This is a genomic window from Rhodococcus quanlei (genome assembly GCF_055231015.1).
Genome location: NZ_JBUYWD010000014.1, coordinates 20,810 through 42,383 on the forward strand (window position 1 = coordinate 20,810; position 21,574 = coordinate 42,383).

The following is a 21,574-nucleotide window of genomic DNA, read 5'->3' on the forward strand; positions in this document are numbered from 1 at the left end:
CACACCATGATCTCTCACATCACACCGTGTAGCCGCCATCGACATTCAACTTTTGCCCCGTGACGAACGCCGCACCGTCTCCGAGTAGGAAACATACCGCCTCGGCAACGTCGGCGGCGGTGCCGAACCGGCCCAACGGAATGTTGCTCATCGCGGCGTCGAGAGCGCGTTGGTCGAGTTCGGCCGACGAAATGAGGCGCTGCGCCATCCCGTCGGTGAGCATGCCCGGTCCCACGGCATTGAACCGCACGCCGAACCGTCCCTCTTCGGCGGCGAACCCGCGGACGAGCTGATCGATGGCTCCCTTGGTGCCCGGGGACAGTCCGTCGCGGACCGGGTACCTCTCGGTGGCGGCGGTGGTGACCGCGACAACGGACCCCGAACTCTCCCGCAACGCGGACAACGATGCCTGGACGACGGTGAAGAATGCCACTGCTTCTTGGTCGATGTGTTCTGCATAGTCGGCGGGACTGATCTTCGAGAGGTGCTTCATCGGGACGTGGGGTCCGGCGGCATGCACGAGCGCGGTCAACGCCCCGAACTGGTCGACCGTCTGCCGCACGACATTGCGGACACGTCCTTCGTTCACCAGGTCGGTGGAGAACGACGCGGCGCCGATCCCGAGCATCCGGAGCTCGCCGACGAGGTCGGACGCGACGTCCGCGTTGGTTCGGTACGTGATCGCGACGTCGTAGCCCAGGTGTGCCAGCTGCCGTGCGATTGCGGAACCGATGCCGCCGGTGCCGCCCGTGACCAGGGCGACGTGGGGAGTGTTCGCGGCAGTGCGCGGCGGCATCAGACCTCCAACGGTGTCGGACTCCGCTCCAACTTAACAACTGCTTGGTTTCTTTGCTGGATTCGCGGCCACCAGTTCGCGGAGCCCATCAGCTTCACCAATGCGGGCACCAGAAGCATCCGGACGAGTGTCGCATCGATCAGCAGGGCTGTGATCATCCCGATTCCGATGAATCGCATGGGCGTCAGTTCCGACAGGGTGAATGCTCCGGTCACGAGGATCAGCAGCGTGGCGGCGGCGGTCACCACCCGGCCGGTTCGCGTGGCGCCGGTCATCACGGCCTCCGCGGTGGTCGCGCCATCGGCCCGGGCTTCGACCATGCGCGAGATCAGGAACACCTCGTAGTCGGTGGAGAGCCCGAATACCACCGAGACGACGAGAACGACCATGCCGGCCGGCAGTGGTCCCGGTGTGATGCCGAAGGTGCTCGCCAGGAAGCCCTCGTCGAAGACGAGCGTGAGAAGGCCGAACGTGGCCCCGAGACTGAGAAAGGCCATGAGCACCGCCTTGATCGGCAGCACGACCGACCCGAATGCCACGTACATCAGGACCAACGTCGCAGCGGCCATCACCGCCAGCATCAGCGGTATCAACCGCACGGTGGTGTCGACTCCGTCGGAGGTGATGGCGGTAGTGCCCCCGAGTTGCCAGTCCATACCGTGGTCGTCCAGTTCGCGAATCCGGTCGACCGCGTCCATCGCCTCGGGTGAGCGGTCGGGCGCGGACAACGACACCCGCAAGGCCACGAATGCGTCGGTGGCGGCGCCGAGGGGTGCCACGTGGGTGACATCGTCGACGGACCTCAGTTCGCGCACGGCTGCGTTCACCGAGTTGTTGTCCGGGGCCGTGCCGTCCTCGTCTTTCAGGACGACGAGGACACCGCTGTTCGCGGAAGGAAATTCGCTTGCCAACCGCTCGGCGGTGGCCCTGGCAGCGCTGTCGGCCGGGAGGTCGGTGTGGTCGACGTCGCCGAGCGTCATGCCCGCCATGGGCGTTGCCAGCAGGAGAAGGATCGAGACGATCGAGGCGGCGACGATCCCCGGGCGACGCAAAACAGCCGCCGTCGTGCGGCCCCAGAAGCGGCGGGCACGTGCCTCACCGCGCTCGAACGCATCGGCGCGCCACGACCACTTCCCGATCCGGGTCCCGAGCAGTGCGAGGGCTGCGGGCAGCACGGTCAGCGACATGAGTGCTGCCATCGCGACCGCCGACATCGCACCGAATCCGAGAGATCTGAGCATGGGCTGGGGGAACACGAGGGTGCCGGCGAAAGCGCATACCAACAACAGTGCGGAGAAACCGATGGTGCGGCCGGCCGTCGCCATGGTTCGCACCAGGGCGTCGTCCGCGGAGCGACCTGCGCTGATCTCCTCGCGGAAGCGACTGACGACGAACAGTCCGTAGTCGATGGCAAGTCCCAGTGCCAGTAGCGACGCGACGTTGACGGCGAACACGTTCACGTCGAACGATTCCGAGACGAGCCGTAGCGAGGCGAGGGAGCCGAGTACGGCAAGCACACCGACCGTGACGGGCAGTGACGCCGCGACCACCCCGCCGAACACCAGTACCAGCACGATCAAAGTGACGGGTAGCGACAGCGATTCGGCGAAGACGAGGTCTTTCTCGGACTGCGAGTTGATGTCGTCCGCGAGGGCGCTGAATCCGCTCAGGTCTGTGGTGATACCGGGAACCGTCAGCGTGTCCTCGACGTCACCGAACGACCGTAGGCGCTGATTCTCGTCACCCTCGAAGTAGACGAGAGCGAGTGCCTGCCGGCCGTCCTGCGTACTCAGGTCGTTCTGGGCGGCAGGGGAGTTCCAATAACTGACAATGGGTTTCGCCAGCAGTGCCGGGTCGATATCGGCAAGGCGTTCGTGCACCCTTGGCCCGATCTCGTCGAGGCTGTGACCTTCCGGTGCGGTGTAGAGGGCGACGATGTCGGGCGTTTGGCGCCCGTAATGTTCTTCGATCAGCTTTGCAGTGGCCACCGCTTCGCTGCCCGGATCCGAGTACCCTCCCGCGCTCAGTCGATCCATGACGGTCGCCCCGTAAGCACCGGCCAGGATTGTTGCACCGACCACGGTCACCAGAATGGCCAACCGGTGCCGCAACACGAACGAAGCCCAGGCGATCATGAAGCGGCCGATCCTGCGTTGTTCCCCAACGCAGCAACGAGCTCGGGATGGGCCGGGCTGAACACCCCGAGCGCCGTGGCACGTTCGTAGTTCGGGTTGTCGCGGTGGTCGGTCAACGTCTCGAGCAGGCTGCGGCCGTAATACCCGGAGGGCTCGTCTCTTGCGGGCAGTGGCTGCAGGCGCCCCTCGATCACGGCGTCGAGATTGCGTTCGAACAGTGTGTGGCAGGCGCGCAGGCCGGACATCATCACGTCCTGGAAGCGGTCCTGGGGGCCGACGTCGAACGATTCGACGTCCACGACTGCCCCGGTGTCGATGCCGTGGTCGACCTCGTGCAGGGATGCCGCGTAGGTGGTTTCACCGGCGAGAAGCGCATGGACGATTGCCACCTCGGGGCGGCCACGAAAGGCCGGGAGCGGCCCGTTGTGGATGTTGTAGACCCGAGATTGCGGTCCGATCAACGGCGGCTTCAGGATGGAGGAGTTGTTGATCGACCACACCACGCCGTCGGTGCAGGCGGCACGAATGCGGTCGTGCTCGGCATTGACGTCATCGGATACGAGCACCTCGAACGAATGAGGGCCCGGCGGGATCGATTCGTCGGGGCCGACGCACACCAGATCCACTGTGTGCCGCGATGTCACCGCGACACGAACCGCGCGCCACAGCAGGGAACCGCCCCCGATGAAGATCATGCGCGCACACCGGTTCGTGCGATGACGGCCGCATCGTGAACTCGCCCGAGCGTCATCTGGTGGATCAATCCCTCCAGTTGTTCGACGAACTGGCGCTCGCCGGCCGGGCCGACGACCTCACGGGAGACCTGGGCGAGCATTTCCACCGATGCCAGCGAATCGCCACCGAGGCCGAAGAAATCGGATTCCGGTGTCAGACGCGACGGGTCGACGGACAGCACTTTCGCCCAGATATCGGCAACCGAGTCGAACGACGAGTCGGCGTCTTGCCCTGTGGCGGAGGTGTCGGGCCCTGTCGTGGGTGCTCCGTGCGTAGACGAGACGGCGGCCGCATCGGGTGGAACTGTCGATGCGAACCCGGTCAGCGCCCTCGTGTCCAACTTCCCGTTCGATGTCAGTGGCAGTTCGTCGACGAACGACAATGTCGCGGGAATCATGTAGGCGGGCAGACGTGCTGCCAGATGTGCGCGCACGGCCGCGTCGGGATCGTCGCCGAGAGGCCGGAGCGCGACCACATACGCTGCGAGGACGTTGCCTCCGCCGGGGCTACGTACTGCGGTGACCGCGGCATGTGCGACCCCGTCGAGGTCCTCGATCACCGCCCGAACCTCGCCGGGTTCGACGCGATTGCCGCGGATCTTGACCTGTTGATCGACACGACCCATGAATTCGAGTTCGCCGTTCGGGAGGCGGCGGCCCAGATCGCCTGTCCGGTAGAGCCGCTCTCCGACCGAGGGAGTCACGAAACGTTCCGCTGTCAGCGCAGGCCGCTTCACATAGCCGCGGGCGACCTGAGGGCCACCGAAGTGGAGTTCGCCGGTCTGCCCGTCCGCGACCGGACGCCCCGATTCGTCGAGAATCCGAACAGGAGTGTCCACCGAGGGAAAACCGATGGGGACCGATGGTGCGTCGGTGTCTACGCTGTCGCCGATCACGTGGGTCGTGCAGACGATGCTCACCTCCGCGGGCCCGTAGCTGTTGAGCAGTCGCGTGCTCGGACCGAAGAATGTCCGGGCCTTCGCCGCGAGTTCGGGGACCAGGCGCTCGCCGCCGATGATGACGGTGCGCGGCGACGGCACGTCGATCTCGAGGCGGACGATCACTTCCAGCAGGCTCGGCGTCAGCAAGAACGTGTTGGCACCCGATTCGCACAGCATGCCTCGGATCGATACGTGCGAGATGTCGTCCGGGATCAGAGCGATGGAACCGCCGCTCAGAAGCGGACTCAAGAAGGCTGCGCAGGCCATGTCCGCGGCCGGCGTGTGATAGTGCGCGAAGCGGGTTTCCGGCCCGAGCGAGAACCATTCGGTCGCCGAGGCCAGATAGTTCGCCACACCCGCGTGGGTGACCACGACGCCCTTGGGTCGCCCGGTCGAACCCGAGGTGTAGGTGACGAACACGGCGTCGGCGGGTTCGCAGGATTGCACCGACGCGGTGTCCGAAACGGACTTCCCTGCCGGGATGTCCTCGAGGTCGAGCGACAGGATGTTCGGGATGTCCGCGTAGGCACTTTCGACCAGCGCGAGTGCCGCACCGGAGTCCTGCAGAGACTCCCGGATTCGATCGCGAGGGTGCTTCGGGTCGAAGGGGAGGAAGGCAGCGCCGGCGCGGATCACGCCCAGTTGTCCGGCGATTGCGGCTGCGGTTCGTCCCGCGACGACCGCGACGATGGCACCGCGGCCGATCCCGCGGGCATGTAGAGCTTCGGCCACACCTGCTGCACGCGAATCGAGTTCGGCGTAGGTGAACTTCTCGTCCGGGGTACTGACGGCGAGTGCATCGGGCCGTGCCGCCACCTGGGCGGCGAAGAGACTGACGACCGTGTCGCTTCGTGAATGGGAAGCAGCGGACTCGGCCCCGGCAGGTGTGCCGGGGCTTTCCAGTGCGGTGACAACACGGTCGAGGAGAGTGTCGAGCCGTTCGGCGATGCCGCGTCCGGTACGGCACGACACCGTGATTTCGGTCCGACCGTCGACCTCGATGGCTACGAACGACAGCGGCACCATCCCGGTGTGCACGGGTAGAGCGCGAACGGTGGTGGCGGTGAATCCCGGGGTCGTGAACTCGGCGAGTTCGATCGTCCCGGCGTGAGAGACGATGGCCGACACCAGGTTGCGTCCCCCGCGCGCGCCCAGGGCGTGCAACGTTCGGAGGACGCCGCGGGCGAAGGGGGCGGGGAACCTGCCGAGCCCGCCGTTGTCCATCTCGCCCAGTTCGCGCTTCTCGACGAGACCCATCAGCATCTGCGCATTGATCTGCGACCAGTCCTGCCCGGGGCGCGCAGTCAAGAACAGCGGCAGTGCGAGGTTTGCGGTGGAGCGGATCGCGGGGTCGTGGCGGCGCAGGTCCACCGGGACCATCAATCGCACGGGTGCGGCGGCGGCGTCGGCGAGCACCTCGCCGATGCGTGCCACCGTTGCCTTGGGCGCCGCATTCACCGTGCGCCGACTCCACACGAACTTCGGTTCGCCCGGCTCGGGGGCGCCGCGCCCGAGCGGGGACGCAAAGGTGGGTAGCAAGCGCGTCGCCTCGCTCGGCCGGCCGATCCGGTCGATGAGAGTGTGATCCGCTGTCGCATCCGCTGCGCCCACCGGCTGCTCGCCGCGCAGGACTCGGAAGACGTCTGCGGCCCACGTCTTCAGCCCGGTCGCGTCCATGACCCCGTGGAATGCCCGGAAGACGACGGCGGGCCGCTCGCCCCGCACCAGCAACACCTCGGTGGTGGCAGCATCATTCGTTCCGAGTGGCCGCTCGAAGATGCGATTCGTGCCCGGATCGCCGCGATCGAGATCCAGCCCGTCGACCGCTTCGACGTGGGGCGGTCGTCCGTTGTCCACCCAGTTCGTGCCCGAGCGGACGAGGCGTGCTCCCGGGCAGGCGGCCGACGCCCGCTCGACCGCGGTGGCCAGCTCCTCTGCGCCGATGCTTCCGCTGCCTTCGACGATCAGTTGGATGGCGAACGGAGGCGCCAGCGATCTCCCCGCAAGATACAGCTGCTCGGTCGGGGAAATCGGGCGGTGGAAGCGGGACGTGGTCGTCATGGGGTGCCTCGGATGAAGGTGGGATCGGGGATGCGGCGCGGCAGGGTTACTGGAGGTGTCGGGTCAACTCGGCGACGCCGCCCTGTGCGTCGACCCAGGTCTTGAATTCTGCGAGACCGGTGTCGCGGTCGACCACGGGCACGTACCCGAAGTCCCGTCGCGCGGCGCCGGTGTCGAACGTGGACGAACGAGTCAGCAGTGCGACAACGTAACGCGAGAGGGGCGGGGAGTAGCGCGTGGCGAGGTAGGGGATCTTCCAGACCGTTTCGATGATCGAGACGGCGGCAGCGACCACGTGAGGATTCGGCTTGCGTGAGGGTGGGGCGATGCCGAACTCACGTGCGGTGTCGGCCATGAACGGCCAGATGTCGGTGACCTCGTCGTCGGCGATGAAATACGCTTTACCGCCGACGTCGTCGGATTTCGCCGCCTTGACCGCGGCGTCGACGATGTTGTCGACGTGGCAGAACGACGCCAGCACTTGCCGGCCGTTCGACAGGTCGGGGAGTGCGCCGGCGTGGGCGCGACCGAGAAGGCGCACGATCGGCCCCGAGCGGTCTCCCGGACCCCAGATCGCCCTGGGACGCAGAGCGCAGGTCACGAAACCGGGCTCGTCGGCTGCGAGGACCGCTTGTTCGGCCAGTGCCTTCGTTTCGGAATAGAAGTTGAGGTAGCGCTGCGGGTACGGAACCGACTCGTCGATGTCGATCTGATCGCCGCCGTCGTAGTCCATGAGGGCGCTCGGACTGGAGACGAACACGAATCGGCCCACGCCATTGCTGCGAGCCGACCGGAGCAGATGTGTGGTGGCGTCGACGTTCTCGGCGACGAACTGCGCCCGTACGCCGCGCTCGTCCACGCGTGCGGCACTGTGGAACACCACGTCGATACCGTGCGTGGCGGCTTCGAGTGAGTTCTTGTCGGTGAGGTCGCCGTACACGAGGTGCAGTCGGGACAGATCTCCCAGATCCTGCAGATTGCTGCTCCGGCGAACCAGGACGGACACGTCGTGACCGTCGTCGACGAGTCGTCGCGCCAAACGACCGCCGAGGAATCCGGACGCGCCGGTGACCAGTGCCTTCATCGAATCTCCTCGGCAGATCGGGTGTCTTGTTCGGGTTGGCTCTTCCACCACGTGAGGCCGAATACGAAGGTCAGCAACGCTGTGCGCGCCCGGGAATGCCCCAGTTTGTCGCCCGCACGGATTGCGGACGGAATCTGTGCCGTGTGGACGACGATGCTGAGGAACGCGTCGATCCACCAGCCGATACGCAGCACACGGTGGCGAATCGGGTTGCCGCCGGCCGCGCGAGCGGCGCCGTACGCGAGGTACAACCACCCGAGCAGCGGAATCGTGCGCAGCAGTACTGTTCTGGTACTCACGGCGCCACCTTGCCTGTCCTCTTCGCCGCCCAGACTGCCAGCTTCTCGCGGCCGATCTTCGCGTTGTGGCGAATGTCCACAGGGAACGAAGGGTGAAAGAGGAAGGTGTCTACGGTTGCCGTCAGCGCGAATTCGCGACCACGATCACGCAACGCGGCGGCGATCGTGGGTGCGTCGGCTCCGCTGCGCGGTTCCACGCAGAGGACGGGACGCTGAGCGCCCTTACCGCCGACCCCCACCAGCGCGGTGCGCGCAACACCGTCGACAGCGTTGAAGATCTGCTCCACCTGCACCGAGAACAGTGTTCCCGCGAGGGTTTCTACACGGTGGCCCTTACGGCCACAGAACCAGATTCGGCCCTGATCGTCGATCCAGCCGAGATCGCCGGTGCGGTGCCAGGTGCGCTCACCGTCCCGAATCTTGCCGGAGGTGTTCGCTTCCTCGGGCCAGTAGTAGCGGGTGCTCACGTTCGGGCCGGTCACCACGATCTCACCGATGCCCTCGTCGAGTGGGTCGGCGTCGTTCCACGTCGGAAGCGCGTCGTCGGTGATCGCCACGACACGGGCCTCGACGAGCGGGGCGGGCCGGCCGATGCAGGTGCCGTGCCCGATCCGGGAGCGCTCGACGAGACTGCCGCTCGGCCCGTCGCCGAGCAGTTCACGTGATTCGATCGACGACATGGGAATGGCCTCGGTCGCGCCGTATCCGGCGTGGACTTCCGCCGTATCCGACAGCACCTCCCGCAGTCCGGTGACCACGTGATCGGGGACCGGTGCGCCCCCCGAGAAGACGGCCTGGACCGAGGACATGGTCACCGAGCGTTCACGCGCATGATCGAGCAGTGGCGCGAGCACGGCAGGTGAGCCGAACATCGTGTGCACTCCGAAGCGGTCGATCGCATCCACGACATGTGCCGGGTCGGTCGAGCCGACCTTGCTCGGAATCAGCGGCGGAAGGACCACACGTGATCCGAGAAACAGGTCCAGTACGCCGAACATGGGGAGGGTGACGAGCGACGCCTCCGGGGTCAATCGGGCGCTCAGCGTCTCCATCTGGTCGATCATCGCGGCCAGGTTTCCGTGCGAGAGCTCCACAGCTTTGGCAGGTCCTGTGGATCCGGTGGTGAACGCGATCATCAGCAGACGGTCGTCGGGGGCCGCTACGTCCGGCATCGCGCGATCGTCCGGCACCCGGCTCCATTTCGCCAGGCAATGACCGCCCCAGAACCATTTTCGGCCGACGGTCACCTTCGTGCGCACACCACGGAACGTGCGACGGAACAGCACTCGCACGGCATGAGCTTGCGGAATGCCGACGAAAGCCTGCGGTTCCACAGCCGACAGGCAACGTAGCATCGGGCGAAGTCCCATACCGGGATCGATCACGACCGGAACAGCGCCCAGCTTGAAGAGGCCGAACAAGATTGCGTACAGCTCCGGCCCCGGAGTGACGAGCACGATGGTCCGGGTGCCCGAGCCCATGCCGTCGTCCGCGAACTGTTGAGCGAGAGCGTCGGACCATTCGTCGAGTTCACGGAACGTGACGTCCGAGTATGTTGGCAAGCCTCCGGGCCGAGTTCCTTCCGCGAATGTGACCGCGGGTCGATCCGGGTTCTGCGCAGCGAAACTGCGGAAGCGGTCGATCGAACCGCAGTAGGTATACGCGCTCACGCGTCGGACCCGCGCTCGCCGGGCGGGATTCGGTACAAGGCCGCCGCAGCGCTCGGTCCGGCACCTGCCGTCACGAAGAGGATGTTCCGGTACGCGCCGAACGCACCGCGGCGGGCCGCCTGGTGATAGGTCAGGGTGAGGGTCGCCGTGTGCGGATCGCGATCGAACTCTCCGAGGAGTGCCGGCTCGGTGGCGCGGACCCCGAGTTCGGCGGCGAGCTTGGTCGGGAAGTCCGGTTCCGGGGTCGACGCGACGAGAACGGTGGACGAGAGGTCCACTTCGTCGTCGGCCAGGGCGGAACGGGCAGCGGACAACGCGACGTCGAGTAGGCGCTGCGCGAAGTCGTCGTCCCGTTCGACGGTGACGAGATTGCGTCCGTTGGACCCGATGGTGTCGGCGTCGACGCAACCCGTCACTGCGGCGGTGCCCTCGCCGAGTTCGGTGTGTATCCGGCCGAATCCGTCCTGCCCCTCGGTGTATTCGAGGAGTAGGGCTGCACCGGTTGTTCCGTACGGGAAGTCTTCCGGTGCGTCGGCGCCGGTCATGGACGGATGCGTGTCACCCGAGGTGACGAGGACGTGTTTTGCGCTCGCCGTCAGGAAGAGCGATGACGCGACCTGTACCGCGTCGAGCACGCCGCAGGCGCCGTTCATGAGGTCGAACGAGAACGACAGGGGATCGCCGTCCTCGTACTCGAGACCGATTCCCGCTTCCTTCTGGACGAGCGCCGCCACAGCGGGCTCCATCGTGTTGGAATCGCGGTAGACGCACGTGTTGATCAGTACACCGATCTGCGCGGGCGTGACGTCTGCCGAGTCCATGGCCGACCGGGCTGCTCGCGCGGTGTGGGTGACGACGCTCGCCGTGTCGGTGGCATTGCTGATGCCTGTGGATGTGATGACGACGCCCATGTCAGGCCTCCAGGGACGAGATGGTGGCGGACAGGTAACCGGTAACGATGCCGGAAGCGGCAGGGACCATGAGAATCTTGGACCCGGACGGAATCTTCTTCTGCTGCAGTTGATCGTGCAGAACGATGAAGTGTGAGGTACTCGAGGTGTTTCCGTACTTTTCCACCACGTTCAGAGCTTCGGGCATCGGTGTTCCGAACTCACGTTCTGCCAGTGCGTTCATGTACGTGACCGCGGACGCACCGAACTGGTGATGAATGATGTAATCGAACTCTTCGTCCGCGAACGAGCGTCCCTCGGCATCGAGGAAAGCACGCTGATTGTTGGTCCACAGTTTGAAGCGGTTCTCGTTGTGCATCCGGCGGTTGTCCGTGTACAGCGCGATTCCTGCCGACTTGTCGCTGGGCATACCGAGGCAGGCGTCTGCATACTCGGATGCGGTGAGAAGGTCGACGTAATCGATGCGGTCGTTGTCGTCCTCGGAGCGGTCGAGGATCACGGCTGCGCCGGAGTCGCCGACCGACAGCGAGGCGAACTGGAGGTCGTACTTTTCGGAAATTTCCGTCACTGCGGTGTCCGCGATCGGCGTGATGGCTTCGCCGCTCACCACCAGTCCGTTTCGTACGGCACCGGATCGGATCATGCGGTCGAGCAGGTATGTGCCGGTGAGCATTCCGGCGCAGGCATTCGAGAGGTCGAAGTGGATCGCCTGCCGTGCGCCGATCGTCTTGGCGAGCATCGAGGCAAACGACGGCTCGAAGTAGGCCGTCATCCCACCCTTGAAGCGGGTGATCGATGTGGAGATGACGACATCGAGATCCTCGGCGGCGTAACGGGATCGGGACAGGCAGTCCTGGACCGCATTCATCGCGAGGAGGAACGAGTCTTCGTAGTTGTCGGCGCTCTTGTCGTGGACTCGACGTTCGGTGACGCCGGTGATGGCCTCCAGATCGAACGTCGGTGGCTCCGCGAGGCGGGCGATCAGTTCTTCGGTGGTGACCACTCTCGAAGGAAGGTACGCACCGAGGGATTCGAATCTGGATCGAGGCAATGCCGCTCCTTGAGCTCGTGAGAGGGAGTATCCGGGCGGCATCACCCTCTACGAGTTTGCGCGTGAAGTACAGACCGCAGGCCTCTGTGCAGCGAATATGAGATATTACTCACAAGTAAGATTGGGTTGCCTCGTTGTTGCGGGCGCGGAGATCACCGTCGGCAGATGGTGACCGGACACCGGGCGTGGTGCAGGAGATTCTGACTCGTCGACCCCATCAACGCGCCGACGATCGGCCCACGACCGTGGCTGCCCACGACGATCAACTGTGCCTTCCGTGCGTGCTCGACCAGTATCTGGGCGGCGCTACCCTGCTCGGTCACGTGCGTGACCGAAACATCGGGGTAGCGCTCGGACATGCCGGCGACCCCCTCGGACAGCAGTGCCGACTCTTCCTCCTCGACGGCTTTCCAGTCCACCAGGACACCGGTTCCGCCGGCACCCAAAGCGGACGACCCGCGCCAGGAATGGACGGCGACGAGCGGAGCGCCGACCAGACCCGCGAACTCGTAGGCGAAGGTGACGGCGTTGTCACTGAGCGAGCTGCCGTCCACTCCCACGACAACGGGTCGGTCGTCGGGAATCGCCGAGCCCGCAGATCCGCGCCACACGGTGACGGGACACGTTGCGTGGTTCGCCACGTGCAGTGCCGTCGACCCGACGAACAACGACCGGACCGCCCCTGCTCCCGTCGCACCGAGGACCACCATGCGTGCGTCGTCTCCCTCGTCCACCAGATGTGCGCCGGCGGACTCCGGACCGATGCTGGAGTCGATGACCAGATCCGGGAATTCGGACCGGAGCATTTCGGTGGCCCGATCGACGATGGCCTCGCCGTCCTCTCGAAGTTGGCTGAGGAATTGCGATTGGATGAGGACCGCTGCCGGGCTGTACAGGGCACCGCTCTGGGGGAGCGCGTGTGCGAGCATCAGGGTGGCACTCGTCCGGTGTGCGATCGCCGCGGCCCAGCGCGCCGCATTCGACGAGGCGTCGGACCCGTCGACACCGACGACGATGACGTTGGGGTCGGGGGGCATGGCCATGTTCGGCTCCTTCCGCGTGTGGCGGTTTCGGCTTCCACTCTCCGCTATTTCGTGATGTCGCGCGTGGCCTTCCGTGCTTTCGTCCACATTTCGCGGACCTCGGCCGAGTCGGTCTCGGCAGCGGACACCTCGCGTGCGTAGAGCATGCCCAGGACGAAACCGGTAGCGGTGCCCCTACCCGGCCTCGCGAACCCGCGTTCGTCCAGCATGGCCAGGAGGTGACCCCGAGCAACCACCGAATCCTGGTGGTCTCCGAGGAGTTTTTGGAGGTCCTTGTATGCGTTCACTGCGCGGCGCACCCGCTTCGGGTGTGTCGGTTGCATGACTTCGACCGTGTAGCGAAGACGCTTGACACGTTTGCGGGCACGGTGCAGCTGTTCGGCACGCGCGCGCGGATCGTCGGCTTTCTTCGCCGCGCGAATGCGGGAGTCGATGGTGTCGACGAGATGTTCGAGCGTCGAAGACGCCCTCTTGCGGGCTGCCTTTCGTCCGGTTGTGGCCGACGCAGCTGCGCAGGCGGTGGCCAGTGCGGCGAGATCGTCGAACACACCGAGATACCGCGACGAGGCCATCGTGTCTGTGGCAACCCGTTCGGCCGTCTCGGCGAGTACCCCGAAATATGCCTCCGCCAGCGCACGTACACCGTCACGGTCAGGGACTTCGTCGACGGTCTCGAGATGCTCGGCGAATCGTGCCTGCTGGACTTCGACATCACGGGCTTCGCCCAGCCGCCGACCGATCCACCTCAGGTCCTCGATCGTTGTCGCGACGAGGTCGTCGTCGGGGATCGCGCCGCCGTATGTCTGCAGTGCACTTCGCAGCCGCCTGGCGGCAACTCGAAGGTCGTGGGTGGCCTCGGGCGTGTGGCGTCGTTGTTCGATGTCGGCGAGCAGCAGCGCTCGGGTGTGCTCCTGAAGGTAGACGGCCAAGGCTGCCCTGGGATCGGATGCCGTATCGCCACCGGACGGCACCGGTCGGGGCGGTCCGCCGACTGCACGACGCAGTTTCGACGGCTGCGTCGAGCGCGGCATCCCTGCTTCCAGGAGTCGGTCCTCGATCGCCTGAGCCAGGTCTCGGTCCTGACGAATCTGCTCGACTTCGATCTCGCGCCACACGTGATCACCGTGGTCCGTGCTGCCGGTCACCGCGGCGACCACCACGTCGGAGACCACTTCCATCACTGCCGCACCGTCGGCGTCGCGCAGGATGTGCCGTTCGCGATCGGTCGTGATCAGTGCAAGAGGACCGAGACTGCGGGAGCCGGTGACGGCAGTGAGCAACTCGGCGAGAGCGGCCGGGACCCCCGCCTCGCCGGGAACGGTCGCATCGAGTTGTAGCTCCGTGCGGGTGTCGCTGCCGACGGGCAGTTTCAGATGCCATCCCGCGTCGTCGCCGCCTTCCCTACGCCGCAGCGTGATATCAGCATCGAGCAGTCGATGGTCGTCCGTGTCGTAATACAGGGCCGACAGTTCGAACGTGTCGATCACGGGTTCGCCTGCGACACCGGGGAGTCCGGACAGATTCGGCAGCGCACGATCGGGCGAGGCCTCGTACTTGCGTTCCGTCTCGCGCTTCGCGCGGGGTTGCTTCGTGCCGGGACTCATGCCGCCATTGTTGCGTCCATCGGCGGAATGCGACAGGGGAAATAAGGGGGGAATGTGGCGTAGTGCCCGTTCACTGGGGCCAGTCGAGTGTGCGACGGCTGGTGAAGGTGCGCGGGCGGCCGGTGATCGGGTCGTCGAACTCGATCGACCGTGCGAGCAGTCGTAGCGGCTCCGAGTAATCGTCGCCCGGCACGTCGTAGAAGTCGGGGTAGAAGTTGTCACCCACCAGTCCGAGTCCGAGGGAGCTCATGTGCACTCGCAATTGGTGCGTTTTACCCGTGGTCGGTGTCAACCGGTACAGCGCATGGTCGCCCCTGCGCTCGACCAGTTCGAGATAGGTTTCGCTGTTGGGCTCGCCCGGTGTCTCGTAGGCCTGAAGCCGTCCCCGGTCCTTCAGGATGCGGCTGTGCAGAGTTATCGGAAAACGCAGTTCCGCGTCGTAGGGCGCAATCGCTTCGTACGTCTTGCACACCTGCCGTTCGGCGAACATGGTCTGGTAATCGCGCCGAACACCAGGCCGCAGCGTGAACAGCAGGACACCTGCTGTCAGGCGGTCGAGGCGGTGGGCAGGGGAGATGTCCACGAGGCCGAGTTCACGACGAAGCCGGACCAGAGCAGATTCGACGATGTGTGCGCCGCGCGGCGTCGTCGCGAGAAAGTGCGGCTTGTCGACCACCAGCAGATCGTCGTCTCGGTGCAGCACGGCCAGTTCGAAGGGGACGCGCTTTTCGGTGGGGAGGTCTCGGTACAGATACACGAAGGTGTGCCGCACGAACGGTGTGTCCTCGGTGATCGCCGAACCGTCCTGGCGGACGATTTCGCGGGCCGCGACCTTCGAACGGATGCTCGCCGCGTCGCGCGGGAATCGTGCGACGAGGTAGGACAACACGGTCGACCACTCGGTCGAATTGGGTAAACGCAAGCGCGTCGGATCCAGTCCGTCGCGGAGGGGAAGCGGTGCCGATACCACCCGTCCACGATAATTCAGCTGGCGGTCGACCAGGCACAGCGGCGGAACGCGCATAACGATTCTGTCGACTCGCTCGAGTCCCCCGCTTCCAGGTAATACCGTGCGAAAGGTAACGCAGTTCGTCGGGGCGGAACCGGAGGCTGAAATGGACAGGATCCTCGGGACGTCGGCACGTCGCCGGCTGCGGGTGGTTGCACACGTGCTGATTGCAGTCGTGGTACTGCCACTCGCGTTCGTAGTGGTGGGCGGCGGCACTGCCGTCGCCCACCCGTACGACCGGCTCCGTGAACATTGGGTACCGGCTCCCGGCGGGGTCGGACATATCAAAGTGCGTATCTGGCTGGCGAACAACGGCAGCAACAAAGCCGTCTACCTGCTCGATGGACTCCGCGCCACCGACGACGTGAGTGGGTGGGAGCACGAGACCAACGCGGCCTGGTTGTCCGATCACGGGATCACTGTCGTGGAGCCGGTCGGCGGGGAATCGAGTTTCTATGCGGATTGGTACGCGCCCAGCAATTTCAACAACCAGCCGTACACCTACAAGTGGGAATCATTCCTCACCGAGAATCTTCCCGACTTCCTTGCCGACACATACGGAATCAGCCGCACCCAGAATGCCGTGGTGGGACTGTCCATGGGCGGAAACGCCGCGCTGATTCTGTCCGCGTATCACCGTGACCAGTTTGCGTTCGCCGGTTCGATGTCCGGTTACCTGAATCTGTCGGCACCCGGTATGCGTGAAGCGATTCGCCTCGCGATGCTCGATGCGGGCGGTTACAACTCCGATAGCATGTGGGGACCGCCGTGGGATCCGGCGTGGTTGCGTCACGATCCGTTCGTCGTGGCACCGAAGCTGCGTGGTTTGCCCATGTGGATCTCTGCGGGTAGCGGTCTTCCCGGTCCCCACGACCAACCGAGGTCTGCCATCGACGTCTTCAACACCGGTACCGGCATGGGTTTGGAAGCGATCGCGCTCGCCCAGAACCGTGCGTTCCAGGTGCGATTGGCAACCCTCGGTATTCCGGCGCACTTCGAGTTCCCGCCCGTCGGTACACACAGTTGGGGTTACTGGCAGGACCAACTGTGGGCGATGCTTCCGATGATGAAGGCATCGATCGGCGCCTGATTCCGGACCCACCCGAGTGCCTGATGTCCGTAAGCTCGAGTGATGACGAAATGGACAGCGCAGGACATCGGAGACCAGCACGGTCGAACGTTCGTGGTGACGGGTGCCAACAGCGGCCTCGGAGAAGTCGCCGCTCGCGCACTGGGTGCGGCCGGAGCCAACATCGTCCTCGCATGCCGCAACGTGGACAAGGGCCGCGCGGTCGCGTCGGCCATCGGATCGAACGCGCAGGTGCGCAAACTAGACCTCGCCGACCTGGCTTCGGTGCGTGAGTTCGCAGACGGAGTGGATTCTGTGGACGTGCTGGTCAACAACGCCGGGGTCATGGCAGTCCCGATGCGGCGCACTGCCGATGGATTCGAGATGCAATTCGGCACCAACCACCTCGGTCACTTCGCGCTCACCGGATTGCTGATCGACAAGATCACAGACCGGGTGGCCACGATGTCGAGTGCGCTGCACCAACTCGGCGCGATCGACTTGAACGACCTGAACTACGAGCACCGCAAGTACGGACGGTGGCCGGCTTATGGGCAGTCCAAGCTGGCCAATCTGATGTTCACCTACGAATTGCAGCGACGCCTGTCCGAGGCGGGTTCACCGGTCAAGGCGGTGGCGGCGCATCCCGGTTACGCGTCCACCAATCTACAGGGGCACACCGAATCGGTCATGGATGCCGTGATGGGGTTCGCGAACCGGGTGATCGCCCAGTCGGCAGAAATGGGGACCCTGCCGATGCTGTACGCCGCCACCGCTCCCGACGTCGTGGGCGGTGCCTACTACGGTCCGGACGGCCTGTTCGAGCAGCGCGGACATCCCAAACGGGTGGGCTCCAACGGCAAGTCGCGAGACGAAGCGGTTGCCGCATCCTTGTGGGACGCGTCGGAGGAACTCACCGGCGTCACATACGAATTCAGTCGTCGGTGACTTCGAGGGCGACGTCGATGTTGCCGCGCGTTGCGTTGGAGTACGGGCACAACTGGTGAGCCTTCTTCGTCAAGGCGAGCGCTTCGTCGTGCGGTAGGTGCGGCAGGGACACCTCGAGGGTGACGGTCAGTCCGAATCCACCGCCGTCGGTCTGGCCGATCCCGACACGGGCACCGACAGACGAGTCGCCGACGTTCGCCTTGTCCTGGCGCCCCACCAGTTGCAGCGCCGAATGGAAGCACGCGGCGTACCCGGCGGCGAACAGCTGTTCGGGGTTGGCGCCGTTTCCGCTGCCGCCCATCTCGGTGGGGATGGCGAGATCGAGGTCGACTCGTCCGTCGGTCGTTCGGGTGTGCCCGTTGCGTCCTTCTCCTGTTGCGAGGGCTTCAGCTGTGTAGACGACCTTCATGTCGGTTCTCCCTTTCGTGGAGTTGGGTTCGCGTGGAGTTGGGTTCGCGTGGATCTGGGATGGCCGTGGGCTGCTCATTGGGCGTCCCGCAACGACCTGGTGACACGGCTGAGAACGTCGCGCAGAGCGGACAGTTCGGTGCTCGACAGGCCGGTGGCTTCGGCGATCGCGGCCGGAATGTCGGTTGCGTCTGCGCGGAGGGCGGAACCGGTGTCGGTGAGGTGGATGTCGACTCGCCGTTCATCAGCGGTGCGTCGCCTGCGTTCGATCAGGTTCAGGGATTCGAGCCGTTTGAGGAGTGGAGACAGTGTTCCGCTGTCGAGTTCCAAACGTTCGCCGATGTCCCTGACGCCGATGCCGTCCCGCTCCCAGAGTACGAGCAGAACCAGATACTGCGGGTACGTGAGACCCAGGCGATCGAGCATCGTGCGGTAAGCGGCGGTGGTGGCCCGCGACGCCGAATAGAGGGCGAAGCACACTTGCCGGTCGAGTTCGAGGTTGCCGCTCACAATCAACAAGGTAGCGTGCAATTCAATTGTGTGCAACTGGAAATGTCCTCGTGTTGCGGGCTCGTCTCGAATCTCGAAAACCGCACACCTGCCCTGGAAGCAGTTGCTAATTTCACCTGATGCACAAGACGAGACTGATCGCGGCACTCGGCTCGGCAGTAGCGTTGCTTTTGGCCGGGACCGGCACTGCCTCCGCCACCGAACTGCCGGTGACCTACAACTTCTTCTCCGGCATTGCCCCGGAACTGGTCGATCACGGCGGCTCTCTCCCGGGATCCAACGACTACAATTGCGTCCCGTCGCCAGCCCATCCGAATCCGGTGGTGCTTGTGCACGGCACGGGCGGATCGCAGCAGACCAACTGGGGCACCTACGTTCCGCTGCTGAAGAACGAGGGATACTGCGTCTTCGCGCTCACTTATGGGGAGCCGGCTGGTTTGCCGTGGCCGATGACAGCCGTCGGGGGTATGGGCCTCATGGAGGACAGCGCTCGCGACCTCGCCGAGTTCGTCGACGGTGTTCTCGCCGCGACCGGCGCATCCAAGGTGGACATCGTCGGACACTCCCAGGGCACCATCGTTCCTGCCTATTACGCGAAATACCTGGGCGGCAGGGACAAGATCGACAAGCATGTTTCGCTTGCACCGGCATGGAACGGTACTACTGTGGCCGGCGCGGACGTCATCGGCCGAACGGTCCGGGGGCTCGGAGTCGAGCCCGAGGACCTCCCGATCTGCCATGCATGTGCTCAGCTCGATCCCGGATCGTCATTCATGCGCGCGATCCGCGAAGACGGCTACTACTTTCCCGAAATCGAGTACACGAACATCGCCACCAAGTACGACGAACTGATCGTGCCGTACTGGTCCGGTCTGCAACCGGGCGGTGAGAACGTGCACAACATTCTCGTCCAAGACGGGTGCGAGGTCGACTACAGCGAGCACGCGGGTATCGCCGGGTCGCGGCGGGCGGCATTCTTTGTACTCAACGCGCTCGATCCCGAACATCCGCGGCCGGTCCCGTGTGATCGCGCGGCTCCCTTCAGTGGCGCGCCCTTCTGAGCGCATACACTTGTCGGTAGTGACACGGGGTGCCGTCCGATGCGGGCGGCTGAGAGCACACCCGTCGAACCTGATCTGGCTGATACCAGCGAAGGGATGTCGCGGTGGTGTGTCGTATGCATTCCACTTCTGAGGTCTCGACGTCGAACCCGGCTCGCTGGCCGAACAGAAGGTGAGAGATGCAAATCGACAAGCAGATCGTCGTCGTGACCGGCGCCGGCCGAGGGCTCGGCGCGGCCATTGCCCGCGCATTCGCGCGTGAGGGTGCGAGAGTGGTGGTCAACTACCGAAACAGTCGCGAAGCAGCCGAGGTGCTGGTCGCCGAGCTGGGTGACACCGCGACCACGATCCAAGCCGATGTCACCGACGCTGGGCAGGTGGCTGAATTGTTTGCCGCCGCCGAACGGCACTTCGGAGCCCCGGCCACCACCGTGATCAACAACGCGCTCGCGGACTTCTCGTTCAACGGCGACGCACGTGAGAAGGCGGACACGATCTCCTGGGAGGCGTTCGACTCGCAGCTACGCGGCAGCGTCAAAGCGGCGTTGCACACCACGCAGGCAGCACTCCCCGGGATGCGCGCCGCCGGGTTCGGGCGCATCGTCAATGTGGGCACGAACCTTTTTCAGAACCCGGTGGTGCCGTACCACGACTACACCGCAGCCAAGGCGGCCGCACTGTCACTCACCCGCACCCTCGCAGCCGACCTCGGACCGGACAACATCACCGTGAACATGGTGTCGGGCGGGTTGCTGCGCACCACCGACGCCAGCGCCGCAACACCCGACGAGGTCTTCGACCTCATCGCCTCGAGCACTCCGTTACAGCGAGTGACCACACCCGAGGAGTTCGCGGATGCTGTGCTGTTCTTCGCCTCGCCGTGGGCTCGATCGGTGACGGGGCAGAACCTCGTCGTCGACGGCGGACTGGTCAAGGACTGACATGTCGAAGAGTTTGCATTTCAACGCTTTTCTTTTCGGGTGCGGGCATCACGGGGCGGCGTGGCGGCATCCCGACTCACAGGTGGAACGCCTGGTGGACATCACCTACTACGAAGACCTCGCCCGCACGGCGGAACGCGGCTGCCTCGATGCGGTGTTCTTCGCGGACGGGCATTCGGTTCGTGATCCCGCGGGCGGTGGGATGTGGTTTCTCGAACCGATCACCGCGTTGTCGGCGATGGCGCGCGCGACCGAGAAGATCGGGCTGGTCACCACGGTCTCGAGCACCTTCTACACCCCATTTCATGCGGCGCGCATGCTGGCATCCCTCGACCACATCAGTGGCGGCCGCATGGGGTGGAACGTGGTCACGTCGATGTTCGATGCCGAGGCGCGCAATCACGGACTCGAGGCCATGCCTGCGCATGACGAACGATACGAACGAGCGGCGGAGTTCGTCGACGTTGCCTTGGCGCTCTGGGATTCCTGGGACGAAGATGCGATCATCCTCGACCGGGGCGGGCTCTTCGCCGACCCGGACAAGGTGCACCGCATCGAACATCGAGGCAAGAACTTCCTCGTCGACGGTCCGTTGAACGTGCCGAGGTCTCCGCAGGGGCGTCCCGTGTTGTTCCAGGCGGGGGCGTCGGAGCAGGGCCGGGCTCTCGCGGCGCAATGCGCGGAGGGCATCTATGCCGTGGCCTACGATCTGCCGTCCGCGCAGGCCTACTATTCCGACGTGAAGGCCCGGGTTCGCGCGGCCGGACGTGACCCCGAGGCGGTGACGATCATGCCGGGGCTCGTCACCTATGTCGGGTCCACGATGGCTCAGGCGCGGGCCAAGAAGGCCGAACTCGATGCGTTGCTCCCGGTGGAGCAGTCGCTGCGGCAGCTGTCGATGTTCGTGCAACAGGATTGCGCGGAGTGGGAGCTCGACGCGCCGGTGCCCGAATTGCCGCCGCTGGCCGAGTTCACCGGACCGCACGGGCGTTACGACACGATCTTGCGGATCATCGAGAAGGACTCGCCGACCGTGCGGGAACTACTAGGCACCCTCGCCGCCGGGGGTGGGCATTGCACGATGATCGGCACCCCGGAGTCGATCGCCGACGAGATCGAGGAGTGGTTCCGCGGGGAAGGGGCCGACGGCTTCAACCTCATGCCGCCGCTGTACTCACATGGGCTCGACGACTTCGTCGACCAGGTGATCCCGGTGCTCCAGCGACGCGGACTGTTCCGAACCGAGTACGAAACGGCGACGCTGCGCGGCCACCTGACCTCCTGACCCCTGTGAGTGGT

The 21,574-nt window shown here is 65.2% G+C and carries 19 protein-coding genes and 1 riboswitch; of the genes, 5 read left to right on the plus strand and 14 right to left on the minus strand.

From position 1 onward, the window contains the following. Positions 1 to 19 precede the first annotated feature (19 nt). The 12 genes from ACZI8Q_RS12355 to ACZI8Q_RS12410 all read right to left on the minus strand — a co-directional run bounded on the left by ACZI8Q_RS12355 (position 20) and on the right by ACZI8Q_RS12410 (position 15,353). A complete protein-coding gene (locus ACZI8Q_RS12355; RefSeq protein ID WP_463373831.1) occupies positions 20 to 796 on the minus strand; it encodes an SDR family NAD(P)-dependent oxidoreductase in 777 nt (258 codons plus the stop codon). After that, positions 796 to 2,931, minus strand: coding sequence for an MMPL family transporter (locus ACZI8Q_RS12360; protein ID WP_463373832.1), 2,136 nt, complete (start codon positions 2,929 to 2,931; stop codon positions 796 to 798). Before ACZI8Q_RS12360 ends, ACZI8Q_RS12355 begins: the two co-directional genes overlap by 1 nt. Beyond that, positions 2,928 to 3,626: a formyltransferase family protein gene (locus tag ACZI8Q_RS12365; RefSeq protein ID WP_463373833.1), complete on the minus strand. Its 699-nt coding sequence runs from the start codon at positions 3,624 to 3,626 to the stop codon at positions 2,928 to 2,930. The genes ACZI8Q_RS12360 and ACZI8Q_RS12365 overlap by 4 nt, the downstream gene beginning before the upstream one ends. Then, a complete protein-coding gene (locus tag ACZI8Q_RS12370; protein WP_463373834.1) occupies positions 3,623 to 6,667 on the minus strand; it encodes a non-ribosomal peptide synthetase in 3,045 nt (1,014 codons plus the stop codon). The genes ACZI8Q_RS12365 and ACZI8Q_RS12370 overlap by 4 nt, the downstream gene beginning before the upstream one ends. 46 nt (positions 6,668 to 6,713) lie before the next feature. Next, positions 6,714 to 7,751 (minus strand): NAD-dependent epimerase/dehydratase family protein, encoded by a 1,038-nt coding sequence (locus ACZI8Q_RS12375; protein ID WP_463373835.1) that lies wholly within the window; start codon positions 7,749 to 7,751, stop codon positions 6,714 to 6,716. Beyond that, entirely contained in the window at positions 7,748 to 8,050 is a 303-nt protein-coding gene (locus ACZI8Q_RS12380) for a hypothetical protein (RefSeq protein WP_463373836.1), read from the minus strand. The genes ACZI8Q_RS12375 and ACZI8Q_RS12380 overlap by 4 nt, the downstream gene beginning before the upstream one ends. Further along, entirely contained in the window at positions 8,047 to 9,720 is a 1,674-nt protein-coding gene (locus ACZI8Q_RS12385) for a fatty acid CoA ligase family protein (protein WP_463373837.1), read from the minus strand. Before ACZI8Q_RS12385 ends, ACZI8Q_RS12380 begins: the two co-directional genes overlap by 4 nt. Continuing rightward, positions 9,717 to 10,631, minus strand: a complete 915-nt coding sequence (locus ACZI8Q_RS12390; protein ID WP_463373838.1) for a beta-ketoacyl-[acyl-carrier-protein] synthase family protein — start codon at positions 10,629 to 10,631, stop codon at positions 9,717 to 9,719. The genes ACZI8Q_RS12385 and ACZI8Q_RS12390 overlap by 4 nt, the downstream gene beginning before the upstream one ends. 1 nt (position 10,632) lies before the next feature. Continuing rightward, the gene (locus tag ACZI8Q_RS12395) at positions 10,633 to 11,682 is read right to left on the minus strand and encodes a 3-oxoacyl-ACP synthase III family protein (protein WP_463373839.1); all 1,050 of its coding nucleotides are present in this window, start codon (positions 11,680 to 11,682) and stop codon (positions 10,633 to 10,635) included. 152 nt (positions 11,683 to 11,834) lie between these two features. Next, on the minus strand, positions 11,835 to 12,725 hold the full coding sequence (locus ACZI8Q_RS12400) for a universal stress protein (RefSeq protein WP_463373840.1): 891 nt from the start codon (positions 12,723 to 12,725) through the stop codon (positions 11,835 to 11,837). Positions 12,726 to 12,769: 44 nt separating this feature from the next. Then, positions 12,770 to 14,329, minus strand: a complete 1,560-nt coding sequence (locus ACZI8Q_RS12405) for a CYTH and CHAD domain-containing protein (protein WP_463373841.1) — start codon at positions 14,327 to 14,329, stop codon at positions 12,770 to 12,772. 70 nt (positions 14,330 to 14,399) lie between these two features. Next, positions 14,400 to 15,353, minus strand: coding sequence for a pseudouridine synthase (locus ACZI8Q_RS12410; RefSeq protein ID WP_463373842.1), 954 nt, complete (start codon positions 15,351 to 15,353; stop codon positions 14,400 to 14,402). Positions 15,354 to 15,444: 91 nt separating this feature from the next. Here ACZI8Q_RS12410 and ACZI8Q_RS12415 point away from each other — a divergent pair, with 91 nt between their 5' ends. Both ACZI8Q_RS12415 and ACZI8Q_RS12420 read left to right on the plus strand, forming a co-directional pair. Beyond that, positions 15,445 to 16,428: an alpha/beta hydrolase gene (locus ACZI8Q_RS12415; protein WP_463373843.1), complete on the plus strand. Its 984-nt coding sequence runs from the start codon at positions 15,445 to 15,447 to the stop codon at positions 16,426 to 16,428. Between the two features lie 42 nt (positions 16,429 to 16,470). After that, on the plus strand, positions 16,471 to 17,355 hold the full coding sequence (locus ACZI8Q_RS12420; RefSeq protein ID WP_463373844.1) for an oxidoreductase: 885 nt from the start codon (positions 16,471 to 16,473) through the stop codon (positions 17,353 to 17,355). On the opposite strand, the gene ACZI8Q_RS12425 is transcribed toward ACZI8Q_RS12420, so the two are convergent. Together ACZI8Q_RS12425 and ACZI8Q_RS12430 are read right to left on the minus strand one after the other, a co-directional pair. Next, the gene (locus ACZI8Q_RS12425) at positions 17,342 to 17,764 is read right to left on the minus strand and encodes an organic hydroperoxide resistance protein (RefSeq protein WP_463373845.1); all 423 of its coding nucleotides are present in this window, start codon (positions 17,762 to 17,764) and stop codon (positions 17,342 to 17,344) included. The two genes, ACZI8Q_RS12420 and ACZI8Q_RS12425, sit on opposite strands and share 14 nt — an antisense overlap. Positions 17,765 to 17,838: 74 nt before the next feature. Beyond that, entirely contained in the window at positions 17,839 to 18,273 is a 435-nt protein-coding gene (locus ACZI8Q_RS12430; RefSeq protein WP_463373846.1) for a MarR family winged helix-turn-helix transcriptional regulator, read from the minus strand. A gap of 119 nt (positions 18,274 to 18,392) precedes the next feature. Here ACZI8Q_RS12430 and ACZI8Q_RS12435 point away from each other — a divergent pair, with 119 nt between their 5' ends. From ACZI8Q_RS12435 to ACZI8Q_RS12445, 3 genes are all read left to right on the plus strand, one after another. Then, on the plus strand, positions 18,393 to 19,334 hold the full coding sequence (locus tag ACZI8Q_RS12435; protein ID WP_463373847.1) for an esterase/lipase family protein: 942 nt from the start codon (positions 18,393 to 18,395) through the stop codon (positions 19,332 to 19,334). 15 nt (positions 19,335 to 19,349) lie between these two features. Continuing rightward, a riboswitch (TPP riboswitch) is annotated at positions 19,350 to 19,448 on the plus strand. Between the two features lie 65 nt (positions 19,449 to 19,513). Continuing rightward, positions 19,514 to 20,275, plus strand: a complete 762-nt coding sequence (locus ACZI8Q_RS12440; RefSeq protein WP_463373848.1) for a 3-oxoacyl-ACP reductase — start codon at positions 19,514 to 19,516, stop codon at positions 20,273 to 20,275. Between the two features lies 1 nt (position 20,276). Beyond that, positions 20,277 to 21,560: an LLM class flavin-dependent oxidoreductase gene (locus tag ACZI8Q_RS12445; protein ID WP_463373849.1), complete on the plus strand. Its 1,284-nt coding sequence runs from the start codon at positions 20,277 to 20,279 to the stop codon at positions 21,558 to 21,560. Positions 21,561 to 21,574 lie beyond the last annotated feature (14 nt).